Genomic DNA, 19204 nt, shown 5'->3' with positions numbered 1-19204 from the left:
ATGAAAGCAGCGGTCATCTCCGCCAAGGACAGCATCCATTTGCAGCAGGCGCCTATCCCCGAGATCGGCGACGGCGAAGCGCTCATTCGCCTTCGCTATTGCGGTATTTGCGGCAGCGATCTGCACGTACTGCATGGGCAGCATCCAACGGCCAGATTTCCGGTCGTGCCGGGACACGAATTCGTCGGCGAGCTGATCGAAGCCCGGGGCATGGGCGCGGAACAGTTTGCGCCGGGTGATATGGTGGTAGCGCAGCCCTTTTTTTCCTGCGGCAACTGCGAACCGTGCGCGCAAGGGCATGACAACGTATGCCGCGATCTTCACTTTATGGGCGCGCACTGCGACGGCGCGTTTGCCGAGTACGTCAAGGTGCTGACGCGCAAAATGTACAAGATCCCGAAGGAGCTCGATCTTCGTTTGGCCGCGCTGGCCGAACCGGTCGCCGTTGCGGTGCACGATGTACGGCGCAGCGGGCTGCAAGTGGGACAAACCGCGCTGATCATCGGCGGCGGGCCGATCGGCATGCTGATCGCCATGGTCGCGCGGGCTTCGGGCGCGCGGCGGGTCGTGATATCCGAGATCAACGCCTTCCGCCGCGGCTTCGCCGAGCGTCACGGCTTTGATACCCTGAACCCGTTGGACGCGGACTTTGCCGCGCAGATCGGCGCTTTGACCGAGGGCAAGGGCTTTGACGTGAGCTTTGAGGTCTCCGGCAGCAGGCCGGGCATTGCCGCCGCCGTGGAGCATACGACGATCGGCGGCATGATCATGGTGGTCGGCATGACGAAGGAGCCCTACCCTGTCGATCTGTCCGCCATGTTCTCCAAGGAGCTGCGCATGCAGGGTGTGCGTATTCACGCGCAATACAATTTTATCGGCGCGGTGGAACTGCTGAAAAGCGGCGAGCTGAACGAGGCGTTTGCTTCGCTGATCAGCAAGGTATATCCGCTCGATCAGGTGGAGGAGGCGTTTGCCTTTGCGGATGTGCCCGGCGATTATTTTAAAGTTCTGGTAGAAATGCAATAAATAAAAAGGAGGAGCTACGCAACATGATGACAAAAGAGCAATACGTCGAATCCCTGCGGGGGCTGCACCTGAACCTGTACCGCTTTGGCGAAAGGGTGGAAAACGTGGTGGACGACGAGGTCGTACGGCCCTCGCTCAATTCTTTTGCCGCGACCTACGAGCTGGCCGAGGACCCGCAGTACGAGGACCTGATGACCGCCGTTTCCAGCTTAACCGGCAAAAAGATCAACCGGTTTACCCATCTGCACCAGTCCGCCGACGACCTGATCAAAAAGGTCAAGATGCAGCGCCTTTTGGGGCAAAAGACGGCGGCCTGCTTCCAGCGCTGCGTCGGTCTGGACGCAGCCAACGCCGTGTTCTCCACCACCTTTGAAACCGACGAGGCCCACGGCACAAGCTATCACGAAAACTTCAAACAGTTTTGGACCGAGGTGCAGGGAAACGACTGGGGCGTGGACGGCGCGATGACCGACGTGAAGGGCGACCGCTCGCTTTCGCCTTCCAAACAGGCCGATCCTGATCTGTTCCTGCACGTGGTCGAACGCACGGCGGACGGCGTATACGTCACGGGCGCCAAGGCGCACCAGACCGGCTACTTAAATTCGCACTACGTGCTCGTCATGCCGACCATCGCCATGCGCGAGGGCGACGAGGACTACGCAATCTCCTTCGCCTGCCCGACCGACGCGGACGGCATCACGCTCATCCTTGGCCGTCAGTCCTGCGACACGCGCAAGACTGAGGAGTATAACGATATCGACGTTGGCAACAAGGTGTACGGCGGCCACGAGGTGCTGGTCATTTTCGACCGCGTGTTCATCCCGAACGACATGATTTTCCTGAACGGCGAGGTGGACTTCGCGGGCATGATGGTGGAGCGCTTCGCGGGCTACCACCGCCAAAGCTATGGCGGCTGCAAGGTCGGCGTGGGCGACGTGCTGATCGGGGCGACCGCGCTCGCGGGCGACATGGCGGGTTCCGCCAAGGCCAGCCACGTCAAGGATAAGCTGATTGAGATGACGCATCTGAACGAAACGCTGTACTGCTGCGGGATTGCGTGCTCGTCGCAGGGCGCCAAGACCAAGGCGGGCAACTACCTGATCGACCTGCTGCTGGCCAACGTGTGCAAGCAGAACGTGACCCGTTTCCCGTACGAGATTGCGCGCCTTGCGCAGGACCTCGCGGGCGGCGTCATGGTGACCCAGCCCTCCGAGGCGGACTACCGCAACCCCGCGACACATGATTACATCGAAAAGTACTTAAAGGGCGTGGCGAGCGTGCCGACCGAGGACCGCATGCGTGTGCTGCGCCTGATCGAAAACATGACCATGGGCACGGCCGCCGTCGGCTATCTGCCCGAATCCATGCACGGCGCGGGCTCGCCGCAGGCCCAGCGCATCATGATCGCAAGACAGTCCAACCTCGAAATGAAAAAGCAGCTGGCAAGAGCCATTGCGCGGATCGAATGAGGGAGAGCACATGAGCTGGAAACCGTATTATGAAAAGCATAAAATGCCGGCCGCGCAGGCCGTTAAGCTGATACAGTCCGGACAGATCGTTTCCATTGGCCACGCGGTTGGCGAACCGACCGCGCTGGTCGACGCGCTGGTCGCGGACGCGGACCGCCTGAACAACGTCGAGCTGCTGCACATGGTGCTGATGGGCAAGGGAGAATATCTGTCCGAACGAATGGCCGGGCATTTCCGACACAACTCGCTGTTTGTCGGCGGCGCGGCGCGCAAGGCCGTGGAGCTGGGGCGCGCGGACTTTACGCCCTGCTATTTTCACTGCGTGCCCGAACTGCTGCGCTCCACGCTTAAACCGGATGTGGCCATGATCATGGTCAGCCCGCCGGATGAGGAAGGAAATTGCTCGCTGGGCGTTTCGGTCGATTACACACTGGCGGGCGCGCTGGCGGCGGGCACGGTGATCGCACAGGTGAACCGGCATATGCCGCGCTGCCACGGCGACTGCTTTCTGCATGTGACCGATCTGACCGCCATCGTCGAACAGGATCAGCCGCTGATCGAGTTGCAGCCTGCCCAGATCGGCGAGACCGAGCAGGCCATCGGCCGGTATTGCGCGTCGCTCATCCGCGACGGCGACTGCCTACAGCTCGGCATCGGCGCGCTGCCGGACGCGGTGCTGAACTGCCTTGGCGACAAAAACGATTTGGGGCTGCACACGGAAATGTTTTCCGACGGCGCGATTGACCTGATCCGCGCGGGCAACATCAACGGGCGGCGGAAAAACCTGCACCCCGGCAAGCATGTGGCGACCTTTCTGATGGGCACCAGACGGCTTTACGACTTTGTTGACGACAACCCGAGCGTGTACATGGCCCCGGTGGACTATGTGAACGATCCGCTGATCATCGGCCAAAACAATGATCTGGTATCGATCAATTCCTGCGTACAGATCGATCTGTCCGGACAGGTCTGCTCGGAATCGGTCGGTCTGCGACAGATCAGCGCCGTGGGCGGGCAGGTCGATTTTATCCGGGGCGCGGCGCTGAGCAAAGGCGGCCGGTCGATCATTGCGGTGTCCTCCACCGCCGCGGGCGGGCGGGTTTCCAAAATCGTCCCCGTGCTGGACGAGGGCGCGGCGGTGACAACCAACCGGATGGACGTGGAATACATCGTCACGGAATACGGAGTAGCCGACCTGAAGGGCAAGACGCTGCGGGAGCGCGCGGAAGCGCTGATTCAAGTCGCGCATCCCGATTTTCGCCCCATGCTGCTGCGCGCCTACGAGCAGCGGTTTCACCAAAAATGGGCGGGTTAAAGCAGAAGGGCAATCTGCATAGAACTCTGTCTTGACCTTTGTGAACACTTACAGTTGCAATTAAATCATAAAAGCATTATTATGAGTATAACAAATTAATTGTATACAATATCAAAATCAGTCGACCACGAAAAGAGGAACCTGAAACGTAACAATACAAAGGAACGAGGGTAAATTTATGGGAATCATTTTAGGCAGTTTTTTGGGCATTACCATCATCGTTATGGCAATTTCATTCTATCAATCGCGCAAAGTGGCGCAAAACACGAGCGACGGCTATTTTCTGGGCGGCAGAAGCCTGACCGGCGGCGTTATCGGCGCTTCCCTGCTGCTTTGCAACCTCAGCGCGACCAACTTTGTCGGCATGACCGGCGACGTTTACCGCATCAATATGTCCACCATCGGCTGGGAAACGCCCTGTGCGATTGCACTGGTGGTCGTCGGCATCATCCTGCTGCCTCGATACCTGCGCCGCGGCTTCGCCACCATACCGGACTTTCTGGAAGAGCGGTACGACGCGACGGTGAAAAAGTGGGTCTCGCTATTGTTCATCATCTGCTATGTTTGCAACACGCTTCCGATCTGCCTGTACGCGGGCGCGATCACGGTAAACACCATTTTTGATATTCCCGGCCTGTTCGGACTGACCTATACGCAGGGCGTTTGGGCCATGGTGCTGCTCATCGGCCTGATCGGCATTATTTACGCCCTGTTCGGCGGCCTCAAGATGGTCGCGACGGCGGATACGCTCAACGGCGTGCTGCTGGTCATCGGCGGCCTCATGGTCCCGATCTTCGGCCTGCTGATGCTGGGCAACGGCAATATCGGCGATGCCATGCACACCATTCTCAGCAACGCGCCGGAAAAGCTCAACGCGATCGGCACCGAGCACGATCTGCTGCCGTTCTCCACCCTGTTCACCGGCCTGATGCCCGTTTTGATCTATTATTGGGGCATGGATCAGGCGATCATGCAGCGCGCGCTGGCCGCGAAGAATTTGGAGGAAGGCCAGAAAGGCATCATGTTCGCGGGCTTCCTCAAGCTGCTCACCCCCATTCTTTTGATGTTCCCCGGCATTATCTGCTTCCATCTGTACGGCGCGGGCGCGATCGAAAACAGCGATCTAGCCTATGCGACGCTGGTAAACGGCGTGCTGCCTAAGCCGCTGATCGGCCTGTTCATCGCCGCGATGTTCGGCGCGATCCTCAGCACGTTCAACGGCACGCTCAACAGCGTTTGCACCCTGTTCGCCATGAACCTTTATAAGGGCAAAACCGAAAACGGCAAGCCGGTCTCCGAAGCCAAGATCGTCAAGGTCGGTAAAATCTGCGGTCTGGTCGTGGGCGTCGGTTCCATGATCGTCGCGCCGCTGATCATGTACGCGCCGGACGGCCTGTATACGCAGTTTCAAAAAATTAACGGCTTGTTTAATGTGCCGATCTTTACTATTATGATAATGGGCTACTTAAATAAGAAGACCCCGGCGATCGCAGCCAAGATCTCCCTGATCGCGTTCATTGGCGTATACGGCGTGACGCAGTTCTTCATGGATCTGCCGATCTTCTACCTGCACATTTCCGCCATCATGTTTGTGATCTGCTGCATCTTCATGTTCATCATGGGTAAGGTACGGCCCACCGATAAAATCATGGAAGCAAAGCGCAACAACGTGGTCTCTATCAAGCCGTGGAAACACCGCTATGAATTCGGCACGCTCATTATGGCGGGCGCGGTGCTTACTTATATCGCCCTGTCCCCCATCGGCTTTGCCAAGGACGGCGGCGCGGACGTGATGACCGGCGTTTGGATGGTCGTAGGCGTCGCGGCGACCTTCCTTGCGGGCTACCTCTTCAAAAAGGTCATGCGCCGCTTTGACAAGCAGGTCTATGACGACGACGAAACACAGGAAAACGAGATGGCGCTGGCAGACGTTCCGTGCCCGCCCCGTGGCTAAGGAGGAAAGCATATGACACCCAGACTGGAAAAAATCAGAACGCGGCTGTTTGAACAGGAATACCACGATCCCGGCACTTGGTATTTCAAGGACACCTGCATTGTAACGGATGAAAACAGGCACGAACCGCTGGTCGTCCGCAAGGGCTTGGCCACCCGCCACATGGGCGAGCACCTGCCGGCCTATATCCGGCCGGATGAGCTGATCGTCGGCAACCCAAATATGAACAGCGTGGGCTTTGGCACGGTCCTGCCCGTATACGCGACCGAGGAGGAGCTGGAGGAGGCGAAGCAGTATAAGCTTAACGCCAATTCCGTATGGGGCCACCATCCGCCGCACTGGGAAAAGGTGCTGCATATCGGTTTCCGCGGCATTACGGACGAGATTCAGCGCATGCTGCTCGCTGAATGTTCCAAGCAAACGCCCGATGAAAAATCGGTTGCCGAATACCGCGCCATGCTGTACGCGATCGAAGGCGTGGTGCACTTTGCCGAACGCCACGCCCAGCAGGCCCTCGCGGACGCGGCGCAGGAGACCGACCCCAAGCGCCGCCGCGAGCTGATCGAAATACACCGCGTGTGCAGCCGGGTGCCTTATTTGCCCGCCGAGACCCTGCACGAGGCCGTGCAGGCCTACTGGTTTACTTACGCCATGGTCAATTCCGGCGGCGAATATGTGCCGCTGGGCCGTGTCGATCAGCACCTGTATCCGTACTACCGGCGCGATCTGGAAAACGGGCTGATCGACGACGAGCGCGCCGACGATCTGGTCGGTTCCTTCCTCGCCAAGTGCAACGAGCGCATTTGCACGGATACGAAAAACTGGGAAAATCATTACGACTTCGGCCTGTTCTCGCAAGGCGTGCCGCTTTCCTACTCGACCGGCACCGAGGAATCGGGCGGCCACGAATCCGGCGGCTACGACATCCGCGCGCTGCAATATCAGGAGAATGAGAGCATCGACAGTGACGCGAACTTCAACTTCGGTCAGTCCGGCAACGACTGGCTGATGAACATGATCATCGGCGGCGTGCGTCCGGACGGCGAGGACGGCACCAACGAGATCACGTTTAAGCTGCTCCGTCTGCGCTTTGAAATGCAGCTGCTCATGCCGACGCTGTCGGTGCGCGTATCAAGCAAAGCGCCCGACCGGCTGTGGCGCGAATTGGCGCTTTGCCTGCGCCACTGCGAGGGCGAGCCCGCCATTTATAACGACGACGCAATCATCCCCGGTTTTGTCGATATCGGCATTCCGCTCGAGGAGGCGCGCGACTATACGAACGACGGCTGCTGGGAAACGCTCATTCCCGGCAAGAGCTATTTCAGCTATGCGCACATCATGAACCTGCGTTGTTTGGAATGGGTGTTCACCCGCGGCGTGACCATAATGACCGGCGAAACCGAAGGCGTGGACACCGGCGCGCTGGACAGCCTGACTGATTTTGAAACCTTCTACGCCGCCTACTGCAAGCAGGTGGACAGCCAGATCGAGTTGCAGGTCAACCGCCGGTTGGAAAACCTCGGCATGAGCGAAATGATCGCGCCCGATCCGCTCATGTCGACGATCATGGAGGGCTGCATCGAAAAGGGCCGCGATATGACCGGCGCTGGCATCCTGCCCTATACCTTCCACCTGCTGCTGATCACCGGACTTTCCAACGTCGTCGATTCGCTGTGCGCGGTCAAGAAGCTGGTTTACGAGGACCGCGTGGCGACGCTCGCGGATTTTAAAAAAGCGATTGAAAACAACTGGGAGGGCTGCGAGGAGCTGCGTCTGATCGCCTTGAACCGCGTGCCCAAGTACGGCAACGACAATGATTACGCGGACGACATGCTCGCGCGCGTGATGAAGGATTTTGAAAACTCATGCGTCGCTTGGCGCGCCAAACAGGATAAGATCAAGATCCCCGCCGGTATCGGCACGTTTGAAAACTACGCCGCACTAGGCCGCAACCTGAGCGCCAGCCCGGATGGACGCGGCGCGGGCGAAGCCCTTGCGCCGAATTACTCCCCCACGCCGGGCGTGGACGTAAACGGCCCGACCGCCGTGATTAAAAGCGCGACGCGCCCCGAACTGATGCGTTACTTCTGCGGCTGCCCGCTGGACATTTCGCTCAATGCCAACGAGTACCTAGGCGAAGTGGGCGTCACCCGTATGGAGGGCATCATCCGCTCCTTCTGCGATCTGGGCGGCCAGATCGCGACCATCACGGCGACCAGCATCGAGGAATTGCAGGACGCGGTCGTGCATCCGGAAAAGCACAAGGACCTGAAAGTCCGCATGGGCGGCCTGTCGGCTTATTTTATCGCAATGAGCGCCATGCAGCAGCAAAATATCATCCAGCGCTTTGCCAAGGGCGCTGTCATCAAGTAACAAGGGGTTGAAAACATGACGACCGCGCTGGTATCCAATATTCAAAAGTGCTGCGTGCACGACGGCCCGGGCCTGCGCACCGTGGTATTCCTCATGGGCTGCCCGCTTCGATGCAAGTGGTGCCAAAACCCGGAAAATCTCGCGACAAAGCCGATCGTGCTGTTCGACACGGAAAAGTGCGCCCGTTGCGGTCGGTGTCTGCCCTATTGCCCGCACGGCTGCTGCACGCTCACGGCGGACGGCCTGCGCTTCGACCGCGAGGCTTGCACGGGCTGCGGCGTTTGCGCCGAGCACTGTTATATTGACGCAAAGACGCTGTGCGGCCGCCGCATGTCGGTGGACGAAACCTATCAGGCGGTCATGCGGGATCAAGTCTTTTACCGCGACAGCGGCGGCGGCGTAACCCTGAGCGGCGGCGAACCGACGCTGCACGAAGCGTTTGCCACCGAGCTGTTCCGCCGCCTGCAAGAAGCCGGTATCCACACCGCGCTCGAAACCTGCGGGTTTTGCTCTTCGCGGGCGATGCTGCGTATCGCCCGGCACACCGACCTGTTTTTATACGATTTCAAAGCGTTATCGGACGAAGTACACCGCAAGTGGACCGGGCAAAGCAACGAGCAGATCAAAGAGAACCTCTCGCTATTGCATGAGATGGGCAAACAGATCATCATCCGCGTGCCGCTCATCCCCGGCGTCAACGACGGGGATGAATTTGAGCGGATGCTGCAATACCTTCTGCGAATGCAGGGCCTTAGAAAGCTGCACCTGCTGCCGTTCCATCAGGTCGGCGCATCCAAGTACGTTCTGTCGGATGTCGGCTACGACATGGCCGGCGTGCCGGAATGCAGCGTGGACTACGCGCAGGAGCACGCGGTACTCGCGCAGAATTACGGGTTCGACGTCAACATCGGCGGCTGGGACGCTGCAAAAAACTGAGGAAAAATGGAGGCTTCATGATGAAGAAATTTCAGTTGTTTATAGGAAACGAGTGGGTCGACGCGGAAGGCGGAAAAACCTTTGTTTCCAAGAATCCCTGCACGGGCGAGGCGATCGCCGAGCTTGCCTACGCGTCCGACGCCGATACCAGAAAGGCGATCGACGCGGCTAAGGCGGCTTTCCCCCAGTGGGCCGCGCTCGACACAGAGACCCGCGCCCAATATCTGCACCGTGTCGCCGATCTGCTGGAAGCGCGCATGGAGGAGTTCGCGCGCTGGGAAGCCATGGATACCGGCAAGCCCATCCGCGAGACCCGCTCGATCGACATCCCGCTCGCGGTGCGCGCGTTTCATTTCCACGCGGATAATATGAAGGCGCTAAACGGCAAGGTCATTCCGGTGCCGGGCCAGCCCCTGTTTGATTACACCAGCTACGAACCATACGGCGTGGTCGGCAGCATAGCCCCGTGGAATTTCCCGCTGCATCTGCTCACCCGCTCGATCGGCGCGACGCTCGCCGCGGGTAACACCGTCGTGTGCAAGGCCGCGACACTCACCCCGATCACCAGCCAGTTGCTGGGCGAGGTATTCACCCAAGCCGGCGTGCCGGCCGGCGTGTACAACATCGTTTCCGGCCCGGGCGGCGTGGTCGGCGAGGAGCTGCTCGCCAGCGACAAGGTGGCCATGGTCGCGCTGACCGGCTCGGAGGCGGTCGGCCGCAGGCTGATGGCGGCTTCGTCCGAAGCCAAACACATCAAGCCTCTCTCGCTCGAGCTTGGCGGCAAAAGCCCGATCATCGTTGAGCCGGACTGCGACATGAACGGCGCGCTCAACTCCGTCATTCTGGGCTTCTGCATGAATCAGGGCGAGGTATGCGTATCCACCTCCCGCCTGCTGCTTGCGGACGCGATCTACGACGAGTTTATGGAAAAGCTGGTAGACCGCGTGCGGCGCATCCGCATCGGCGACTGCCTGAACGATGATACGCAAATGGGCTCGCTCATCAGCCCCGAGCACCTTCAGACCGTGCACGGCTTTGTGGAGCGCGCGGTGGCGGCGGGCGGCAAGCTGCGCTGCGGCGGCGCGCCGCTGACCCAAGCCCCCTATGAGAAGGGCAGCTATTATCCGCCGACGATCCTAGAAAATATAACGCCGGATATGGAGCTGTTTCAGGAAGAGGTTTTCGGCCCCGTGCTGGCGGTGACCCGCTATCAAACGCTGGACGAAGCGATCGAGCTCGCCAACGCGACCCGCTTTGCTCTGGGCGCTGCCATCTTTACCGAAAACATCCGCAAGATGTACTGGGCCGCCGAAAAGGTAGACGCGGGCACCGTCTGGATGAATTGCGCCACCAAATCCAACATTGAGACCCCCTTCGGCGGCAATCGCAACAGCGGCCTCGGCCGCGAGGACGGCGTGGAAGGGCTGCTCGAATACTTAAAGGTAAAAAACCACATCTGGTATATGGGCGAGCAGTACGATAATTTCTTCGATTTCGCAGACGACTAAATAAAAAAGATAGGCAGGAGTTGTTTCTCCTGCCTATCTTTTTTATTTTTCCGTTACTTTTTTGCTCGCTATAGCGGGCAGCGATACGGTAAACGTAATTTGTCCATTTTCATACTTTGCCGATATTTTGCCGTGGTGCTGTTCGACGATCGCCTTGGCGGTCGACAGGCCGATCCCGTAGCCGCCGGTCGCCCGCGCGCGAGACGCGTCGGCGCGATAGAACCGGTCAAACAGTTTGGGAATATCGGCGGGCTTCAGGTTTCGGCAGGGGTTGGACAGCGTGAAAACCACCAAACGGCCCTTGCGGCAAAGCGCCAGCTTGATCGTGCCGCCGGGCGTGCAGTATTTTACCGCATTGTCCAGCAGCAAGGAAAATAGCCGGAACAGATTATCCTGCGCGCCGCGGTACTGTATTCCGGGCTGCACCTGCGTTTCCAGCCTACAGCCGTGCGCTTCCACAGGCGGCGCAAAGGCTTCGCCCTGCGAGGCCGCCACATCACTGAGCGAAAACTCCGCCCATTCCGTACTGCCGGCCGATTCCTCAGTGTGCGCCAGCTCGATCAAGTTGCGAATCAAAAGATTCATACGGCTTATTTGCTTCTCCGTACTTTTCACCCATTTGTTATCCGGCAAAATAGTCTCGATCAGGTTGTTGTTTGCGGCAATGATGGTAAGCGGCGTTTTCAATTCGTGCGAAGCGTCCGTGACGAACTGCCGCTGTCGTTCCATATTTTCGATAAACGGCCGGATGGCGCGTTTGGACAGTATCATTACCAATAGCAGCACAGCCAGCATGAAGGCAACAGAGATCAGCAGAGACATGGTTAACCCCTTATGAAATAGCTGGATCGCCTGAAAGCCGTCCATTACGATGACAGTTACGCCGTTTTCCTCCGCGAATACGCCGTATCGGTAATAATCCAAATAGCCCGACTTCTTTCCCTTGTCGTAAATACTTTTCGCCATTTGCGCGGCCTGCTCCTTGCTGAACGCGGCAATATGGTCGGTATCGATCTCCACCGAATCCCGTGCGTTATCAAACCGGACGGTAAAGTAGCGCAATTCATACGGGGTCTCCACCGTCATTTGAAATGCGCCATCAATCGCAGGCATATCCTCTTCCTTTATTTCCGGGAGCTCTCCGCCGTTTTCATACAGCACGCGTATGCCCTCGTCAAACCGGCGGCTCATCGTATGGTAACTCGTGATCTGTGTGAACGCGCAGAGTAGAGTCAGCGTAATGATAAGCGAAACCACGGCGATCAAGATGAACCGGCGGCGCAGCGAACGGATCATGGCGCAACCTCCAAAAGGTAGCCCCGCCCCCGGCTGGCGGCGATACACACATTGGCGCCGATCGCGCCCAGTTTCTTTCTCAAATACGAAACGTACGCCCAAACCACGTTTTGCTCGGCTTCGCTTTCATAGCCCCAGATGCGCTCCATGAACTGCTCGGTCGAAATAAAGCGCCCCTGCTGCCGCAAAAGCAGTTCGAGCATTTGAAATTCTTTATTGGCCAGCCGAATGGTGTTTTCGCCGCATTGCAGCACAAAGGTGGTACGGTCGAGCGTGATATTGCCGATGGACAGCAGATTGGGGGTGAACGAACCCGCGCGGCGCGTCATGGCGCGCACCCGCGCCAAAAACTCGCCTATGTTGAAAGGCTTGGGCAGATAATCGTCCGCCCCGGCGTCCAGCCCTTGGATCCGGTCGCCGATCTCGCTCTTTGCCGTGAGCAGCAGAATGGGCGTCGACACGCCCTGCTCGCGCAGGGCGGCCAAAACGGACAGTCCGTCCCGCCCCGGCATCATGATATCGAGCACGATGCAATCGTAGTTTTCGGCAAGGCCATAATCGAGCGCATCGTTGCCGTTGTCCACCACATCGACCGAATAGTGCTCGCGGGCCAAAATATCCTGCAAGGCGTCGGTCAGGTCGGTCTCGTCATCGGCAATTAATATACGCATGGTCACTCCTCCTTTTTCGGCAGCTCGGCAACGAACTCCCGGATGGTTTGCAGCGAAAGATCGGTGGCGGTGATCTCATCCGCGCACCGCTTGAGCTCCCCCGCGATCAGCTGTTGATGCGGCAAAGCGTGTTTGTATTTCAGTTCATGTTCGATGCTTGCCCAGCAATCCATGGCGATCGTGCGGAGCTGCACCTCCAGCCAGACCTGCTCCGCCGGTTCTCCGCACACATAGCGCGGCGGCAGCGACACGGTCAGGTGGTAACTGCGGTAGCCGTTGGGCTTGGCATGCCGTACATAGTCCCGCTCGCGGTCGATCGTAATGCCCGGGATCGTCCGGATCAGCGCTACCGTGGTGTAAATATCATCGATAAAAGGACAGATCACGCGCACCCCGGCCGCGTCAAACACCTGATGCAGCGCATGATCCAGCGTCACCGGCAAGCCGAGGCGCTCCAGCTTGGCGCGCATGCTGGCCGCGCTTTTGATGCGCGCGGCATAGGAACAAACCGGATCGTGACGCCCCCGGCTGACCTGATAACGGCAGATCATTTCCAGTAAGGACAGGAATTCCGCCGCCGCGCCTTCCAACAGGATCAGCGCCTCGCCGTAAAACGCCTGTTCCTCCGGTCCTGATATGGGATATAAATTTCGCATGAAACGTCCTCCTTTGACGGTATCCGCGCTTTTATAGTCAGTATAGCAGTCAAACCTCAAACAAGCTTAAAAACCGTTCCACCTTTTTTACCCGCGGCTTTAACTTGGTTTTAAGTAGAGGGGCTAAACTGATAGACGCGATTACATGCAAAGGATTTACAGGGTAATCATACCACGAAAAGCAGGACCGCGCAATGCGTCCGAAACCTGCGTCCATACCCATCAAATCCGTTTACACAATCAAATGGTAAAGGAGCTTATCTAAATGATAGGACAACAGGCAAAACGCTTGCTCGCGGGAGCGGTATCCATGGCGCTGATCGGCACGCTGGCGGGCTGCGGGCCCAGCATGCCCGAAACCGTAAAATCCAGCACGCCGGTGGAGACCGAAACGGTCAGCGTTTCGAGTATCTCCACCCGCAACCAGCTTTCCGGCAAGGTCGTGCCGCAGAACGCGGTCTCGCTTTTCGCCCCGCAGCAAAGCGACGTGCTGACAGTCGATGTAGCGGTGGGCGACCGAGTGACGATCGGCAAAACGCTCTTCACGCTGGACGCGGTATCCATCCAGCGCGATATCCAGCAGGTCGAGGGCGAACGCAGCCGCACGGCTTCCCTTTACGATCAGCAGATCTCGCAGGCGCAGCAGCAGCTCGAGACCACGCGCACCCTGCAAAATGAACAGGTGCGGCAGGCCAAGCAAAGCTGGGAAAACACGCAGGCGCTGTTTGAACAGGAAGCGGCTTCGCAGATCGAGCTGGAACAGGCCGAGGCCAAGTATAACGAGGTAAAGCTCAGCGCGGAGGACACCATCTACGCCGCCGAGCTGTCCGTTACCAAGCTGCAGACCGAAAAGGCGAACCAACTCGCCACCTACGACAAATCGCTTGCCGAGTTGCGCGACAGCAAGGGCGATATGTCGGTCAAATCCACGGTCTCAGGCACGGTGACCGAGGTGAACGTCGTAAAGGGCGGCAAAGCGAATACGCAGACCGCCGCCGTCGTCATCGCGACCGATGAAACGCCGCAGGTCTCCCTTTCAGTTTCCGAAACAATCCAGCCGTGGCTGGAGATCGGCGACGTGGTCACGGTAGAGATTTCCGCCCTAGGCGGCCAGCCGATCACGGCGACGATCGCCTCGGTCGCGCCCGCGGTAAACGAGCAGACTCACCTGTACGACGTGCTGCTTGACTTGCCTAAGGATACCGGCGCCGCCTACGGCATGTTTGCGACTGTCACGATCTATACGGACGTGCGCGAAGACGTGGTGGTCATCCCGACCGACGCGATCCAGACCGACAGCACCTCGCAGTACATATTCATCGTCGAGTATGACGATACGGTCACCCGGATCGATATCGAAAGCGGTCTGGTGGGCGACGGCGTGACGCAGGTCACAAACGGGCTGACCGGCGGCGAGGATTTGGTGGTAGCCGGACAAAGCTATCTGACCGAAGGCGCGGAGGTGCGCGTGGTCAAACGGGACGGCGTGGATCTGACCGAGCAGCCCGCTGAACCGGAAGACGCACCCGCCGAAGCCGAACCCGCAGAGATGGAGGTTCCGGAATGAAATTCGCGCAGTTCAGTATCAAGCATAAGGTAGCGACCACGCTCGCGGCCATTCTAATCGTGCTGTTCGGCTATATGAGCTACAACGCGCTGCCGCTCGCGCTGATGCCCAGCATGGAGATCAAAATGGCCGTTGTAGTGACCAGCTACAGCGGCGCGGGACCGGAAGAGGTGGAAAACCTCGTCACGCGCATTGTGGAATCCGCATGCGCCAGCGTGTCCGGACTGGACAGCCTGACCTCGACCTCGTCCGAAGGCAATTCGATGGTCATGGTACAGTTTACGGACGATACCGATCTGGACGACGCGGTGACCGACCTGCGCGACAAGGTTTCGCGCATTGAAGCCCGGCTGCCGGACGGCGCCGACAGCCCGTCCATCATGAAAATGGACCCGGATTCCATGCCGGTCGTCACGGTCGGCCTGCTGGGGCAGGATCTAGCCGAGCTGCAATCGACCGCCGAGGATGATATCGGTCCGTACATCGAACGGCTGGCGGGCGTCGCCTCGGTCGATATCGCGGGCGGCTACGAAAACGAGGTGGAGATCAACACCTTTACCGACCGACTGGACGGATACGGCCTGACGGTCGATTACATCGCCGGTATTCTGGCCAAGGAAAACAGCACCATCGCCGGCGGCGATATCGAGAGCGGCAGCCAAAAGCTGAACGTTCGCACGGACGGCGAATATCTCTCCGTGGAAGAGATAGCGAACACCGTCATTCCCTTGCCCGCGGGCGGCACGGTGCGCCTCAATGAAATCGCGGATGTGGCGCTTGCCGCGCAGGATCAGGACGAAATCGCCAAGATCAACGGCGAGCCCGGCATCACGCTTTCCGTGACAAAGCAGTCCGGCTCCAACACCGTGCAGGTGGCCAGCCGCATCAAACAAGCGATCGAGGCGGTCACGGCGGATTATCCGGGTTTGCATTGGGAAATCCTCAGCGACGACTCGATCTTTATCAATCAGTCGGTCGACTCCGCTATCGAAAACATCATTTTGGGCGTGGGCCTCGCCGCGATCGTGCTGCTGTTCTTCCTCAAGCGCCTGAAAGCGACGGCGGTGATCGTGGTGTCCATGCCGATCTGCATCGTCTCCGTTTTTATTCTGATGCGGGTCATGGGCATTACCATGAACATCATGTCGCTGAGCGGTTTGGCGCTTGGCGTCGGTATGATCGTGGATAACTCGATCGTCGTGCTGGAAAACGTGTTCCGCTTCCGCACGGAGGGACACAGCCGCTTGGATTCCTGTGTCAAGGGCACGGGCGAGGTGTCGATGTCCATCATCGCTTCGACCATGACGACGCTTGCCGTATTCGTGCCGATCGGCCTATCCGGCGGCATGGTGGGCATGATGTTCAAGGACTTTGCGCTCACCATCGCGTCCTTGATCGCGTCCTCGCTCCTCGTGGCGTTACTGCTGGTACCGCTGCTCTGCTATCTGGTGCTGGACGACAGCGGCGACCGCCGCATCCAATCCTTTGGCGGCGATACCAAGCTGCTCGAGGATAAGCCGATGATGCGCGTTTATCGCAAGACGCTGAAATTCCTGATCACGCGGCGGAAGCTCTCCATGCTGATCTCCACCGCGATGATGGGCGTATTCATCGTGCTGATCATCGCGGACGTCATGATCTTCGGCGTGACACTGATGAGCGACATGGATGAAAGCCAAATTTCCATCACGGTGGAAATGCCGCTTGGCTCGGAGCTGGAAAAGACCGAGGAGATCGCGGACCGCGTGGTCGAGATCGCGATGAGCACCGCGCCCGAGATCGATACCATCTATTATTCCGGCGGCGGAAGCTCCGGCATGAATTCAAGCGGCGATCAGGCCAGCATCACGATACAGCTCAAGGACAAGGGCGAACGCGACCGCACGACAGACGAAGTCGTGACCGCCCTGCGCGAAGCAACGAACAATATCGCGGGCGCCAAGATATCCATGGAGGCCACCAGTTCCATGGGCTCGATGACAGGCGACGCGCTCTCCCTCGAAATGCGGGGCGATGATTACGACGCGCTGATGGATTTCGGCGAACAGGTGGTCAAGGCAATCACCGATCAGGTGCCGGACGCGGTAGAAGTCGTTTCCTCGGCCTCGGAACGCGAATCGAGCGTCACCGTCCGGCCCAAGCGGCTGGCGGCCGCTGAATTTGGGCTGACGGCGACCGACATCGGCAGCGCGGTACACAGCCAACTGACCGGTTCCACCGCGACCGAACTGAGCCTGAGCGGCGATGAGATCACGGTGGCCGTCAGCGGCGACAGCAGCATTTATAACAATTTGGATTCGATCAAAAACATCCCAATCAGCGTATCCTCTGGCGGCACGGTGCCGCTCAGCCTTGTGGCCGACGTGGCGATTGAGCAGATCCCCCAGAGCATTTCGCGCGAGGATCAATCCCGCACGGTCACGATCTCGGGTGATTCCCAGTCCGGCAATACCTCCAAGCTCAATCAGGAAGTCAATCAGGTGCTGGCGACGCTGACGGTGCCCGAAGGCATCACGATCGGTTCCGGCGGCCAAATGGCTGAAATGGGCGAATCGTTCGGTTCGCTCGGCTCCTCGCTGCTGGTTGCGCTCGGTCTGGTGTACTTCGTGCTCGCCGCGCAGTACGAATCGTTCCTGCTGCCTATCATGATCATGATGATCATGCCGATCAGCCTGATCGGTTCGCTGAGTGGCCTGCCGCTGACCGGCAACCCGATCTCGATGTACTCCATCGTCGGCGTGGTCGTACTGGCCGGTACGGTCGTTAACTCGGCCATCGTGCTGGTCGATTATATTGAGCAGCGCCGGAAGAACGGCGAAGATAAAAACACCGCTATCTTAAACGCCTGCCCGCGCCGCGTGCGGCCGGTGCTGATGACCACCACCACCACCCTGCTCGGCCTGATGCCCATGGTGTTCGGCGTGGGCGAAGGCTCGGAAATGATGCGCCCCATGGCGATCGTCATGTTTGCGGGCATGATCATTTCCACCGTGGTTACCCTGCTGTTCACGCCGGTGTACTATTCGCTGCTGGCCAGCCTGTCCGACGGAATCAGCGCGCGCCGCGGAAAGCACTGCAAGCACGGGCAGCGCACACCGCGCGGTATCGCGGCGCAAGAGCAGCTCGAAAAGCTGAAGCAGAAGGGCGCGGAATTTGTCCGCAGGATTCAAAACCGAAAGGATGGTCGCAAGTGAAACGCCGTCTGATCGGCGGCATGCTGTGCGCCGCGCTGGCGCTGGGCTTTGTCCCGGCCGCCGGCGCGGCGGACGGGCAGACCGTCAAACAAATGGGGCTTTCCGCCGTCGAACGCGCGGTGCGCGAAGGCAACGCGACCGTGCGTTCCCTGCAAAACACAGCCTATGCCGCAGATAGTTCGTCCAGCATTGCCACAAGCTACACCGCGCAGGGCGGCAGCATGGAGGCGCAGATCACCTCTTATCAGTCGCTGATCGACGGTCTGGACGCAGCGATGCAGAGTCTGGATCAGAGTAGCGCACTGTACAAAACCTATGAAGCGCAAAAGAAGGTGCTGCAAGGTAATTTGGACCGCTTGCAGCAAAGCCTGAACGGCCTGCCCACCGAGAAGGAATCCACCACCGCGCAGATCGACGACGCGGTCTACGATATCCAAAAACAGGCGGTCAACGTGGCCGATCAGCTTGCCATGGGCGCGCAAGACCTGCTTATCTCAATCAAAACCCTGCAATACTCGGAAGAAGCCCTTGAGCGGCAGATCGCCGCGCTCGACCGGCGGATCAGCGTATTGGAAACCAAGTATGCGCGCGGCATGGTGAGCGCTTTTGATCTCCATACGGCACAGCACCAGCGGGAAAGCCTTGCCCTGTCGCTCACCACCCTGCGGAACCAATGCGAGGATCTGGCGAGCAGCCTTGCGCTCATGTGCGGTTACGACGCGGCAACGCTTGTGATGCCATCGGCCCTTGCGGAACCCGGCAGCGCCGAACTTGGCAAAATGCGTTATGAGGACGATCTAAGCGAAGCGCTGCAAAACAGTTTCTCTATTTGGCAGAAGCAGTGCGACCTGCGCGCCGCGCAAAATGCCTACGATGAAAACATCTCAGGCACCGCCGAGGCGGTCGCTTCCGCGAAGGACGCGCTCGCGGCGGAAAAGGAATCCGTACAAAGCGCGTTTGCCACCACCTACCGCTCGGTGCAGGATAGCCAGAGCGCCGTACAGGCCGCGCAGACCGCTCTGACACAGGCGGAACGGGAGTTTGCCGTGAGCGAAACCAAATACCAACGCGGCATGGCTTCTAAGCAGAACTATTTGGACGCGCAGGACACGCTGGACAGCGCCAAAGCGGACGTGGAAACGGCACAGCTCAGTCTGATAACCGCCTACAACCAATACGGATGGGCCAAGAAGGGCCTGTCTAGCGGCAGTATCTAAATGGTTCGATGAAAGGAGAAAA

At 59.0% G+C, this 19204-nt stretch carries 13 protein-coding genes; 10 read left to right on the top strand and 3 right to left on the bottom strand.

The genetic code is table 11. From position 1 onward, the window contains the following. The 7 genes from NE562_RS10445 (at window position 1) to NE562_RS10415 (ending at window position 10581) form a co-directional block, all read left to right on the top strand. Window positions 1-1026, top strand: a complete 1026-nt coding sequence (locus tag NE562_RS10445; protein ID WP_280962361.1) for a zinc-dependent alcohol dehydrogenase — start codon at window positions 1-3, stop codon at window positions 1024-1026. Between the two features lie 23 nt (window positions 1027-1049). After that, a complete protein-coding gene (locus NE562_RS10440) occupies window positions 1050-2495 on the top strand; it encodes a 4-hydroxyphenylacetate 3-hydroxylase family protein (protein WP_280962360.1) in 1446 nt (481 codons plus the stop codon). A gap of 10 nt (window positions 2496-2505) precedes the next feature. Next, window positions 2506-3810, top strand: a complete 1305-nt coding sequence (locus NE562_RS10435) for an acetyl-CoA hydrolase/transferase family protein (RefSeq protein ID WP_280962359.1) — start codon at window positions 2506-2508, stop codon at window positions 3808-3810. A 178-nt stretch (window positions 3811-3988) separates the two neighbouring features. After that, entirely contained in the window at window positions 3989-5764 is a 1776-nt protein-coding gene (locus tag NE562_RS10430; RefSeq protein ID WP_280962358.1) for a solute:sodium symporter family transporter, read from the top strand. Window positions 5765-5776: 12 nt separating this feature from the next. Continuing rightward, on the top strand, window positions 5777-8137 hold the full coding sequence (locus tag NE562_RS10425; protein ID WP_280962357.1) for a pyruvate formate lyase family protein: 2361 nt from the start codon (window positions 5777-5779) through the stop codon (window positions 8135-8137). A gap of 15 nt (window positions 8138-8152) precedes the next feature. Then, the gene (locus tag NE562_RS10420) at window positions 8153-9073 is read left to right on the top strand and encodes a glycyl-radical enzyme activating protein (RefSeq protein ID WP_280962356.1); all 921 of its coding nucleotides are present in this window, start codon (window positions 8153-8155) and stop codon (window positions 9071-9073) included. Window positions 9074-9090: 17 nt separating this feature from the next. Further along, complete coding sequence (locus tag NE562_RS10415) at window positions 9091-10581, top strand: aldehyde dehydrogenase family protein (protein ID WP_280962355.1); 1491 nt, start codon at window positions 9091-9093, stop codon at window positions 10579-10581. A gap of 42 nt (window positions 10582-10623) precedes the next feature. On the opposite strand, the gene NE562_RS10410 is transcribed toward NE562_RS10415, so the two are convergent. Genes NE562_RS10410 through NE562_RS10400 form a run of 3 tightly spaced genes read right to left on the bottom strand, consistent with a single transcriptional unit; the run spans window position 10624 to window position 13204 of the window. Further along, window positions 10624-11877, bottom strand: a complete 1254-nt coding sequence (locus NE562_RS10410; RefSeq protein WP_280962354.1) for a sensor histidine kinase — start codon at window positions 11875-11877, stop codon at window positions 10624-10626. After that, window positions 11874-12548 (bottom strand): response regulator transcription factor, encoded by a 675-nt coding sequence (locus tag NE562_RS10405; RefSeq protein ID WP_280962353.1) that lies wholly within the window; start codon window positions 12546-12548, stop codon window positions 11874-11876. The genes NE562_RS10410 and NE562_RS10405 overlap by 4 nt, the downstream gene beginning before the upstream one ends. Window positions 12549-12550: 2 nt before the next feature. Continuing rightward, window positions 12551-13204 (bottom strand): GTP pyrophosphokinase, encoded by a 654-nt coding sequence (locus NE562_RS10400; RefSeq protein ID WP_280962352.1) that lies wholly within the window; start codon window positions 13202-13204, stop codon window positions 12551-12553. A 265-nt stretch (window positions 13205-13469) separates the two neighbouring features. On the opposite strand from NE562_RS10400, the gene NE562_RS10395 reads away from it, so the two are divergent. Genes NE562_RS10395 through NE562_RS17825 form a run of 3 tightly spaced genes read left to right on the top strand, consistent with a single transcriptional unit; the run spans window position 13470 to window position 19182 of the window. Beyond that, entirely contained in the window at window positions 13470-14771 is a 1302-nt protein-coding gene (locus tag NE562_RS10395) for an efflux RND transporter periplasmic adaptor subunit (RefSeq protein ID WP_280962351.1), read from the top strand. Further along, window positions 14768-17965, top strand: coding sequence for an efflux RND transporter permease subunit (locus NE562_RS10390; protein ID WP_280962350.1), 3198 nt, complete (start codon window positions 14768-14770; stop codon window positions 17963-17965). Before NE562_RS10395 ends, NE562_RS10390 begins: the two co-directional genes overlap by 4 nt. Next, window positions 17962-19182, top strand: coding sequence for a TolC family protein (locus tag NE562_RS17825; protein ID WP_280962349.1), 1221 nt, complete (start codon window positions 17962-17964; stop codon window positions 19180-19182). Before NE562_RS10390 ends, NE562_RS17825 begins: the two co-directional genes overlap by 4 nt. Window positions 19183-19204: the final 22 nt, after the last annotated feature.

The organism is Butyricicoccus faecihominis, assembly GCF_024462775.1.
In the GTDB taxonomy this organism is placed as follows: domain Bacteria; phylum Bacillota; class Clostridia; order Oscillospirales; family Butyricicoccaceae; genus Agathobaculum; species Agathobaculum faecihominis_A.
This window is presented reverse-complemented; position numbering and strand designations above follow the sequence as displayed.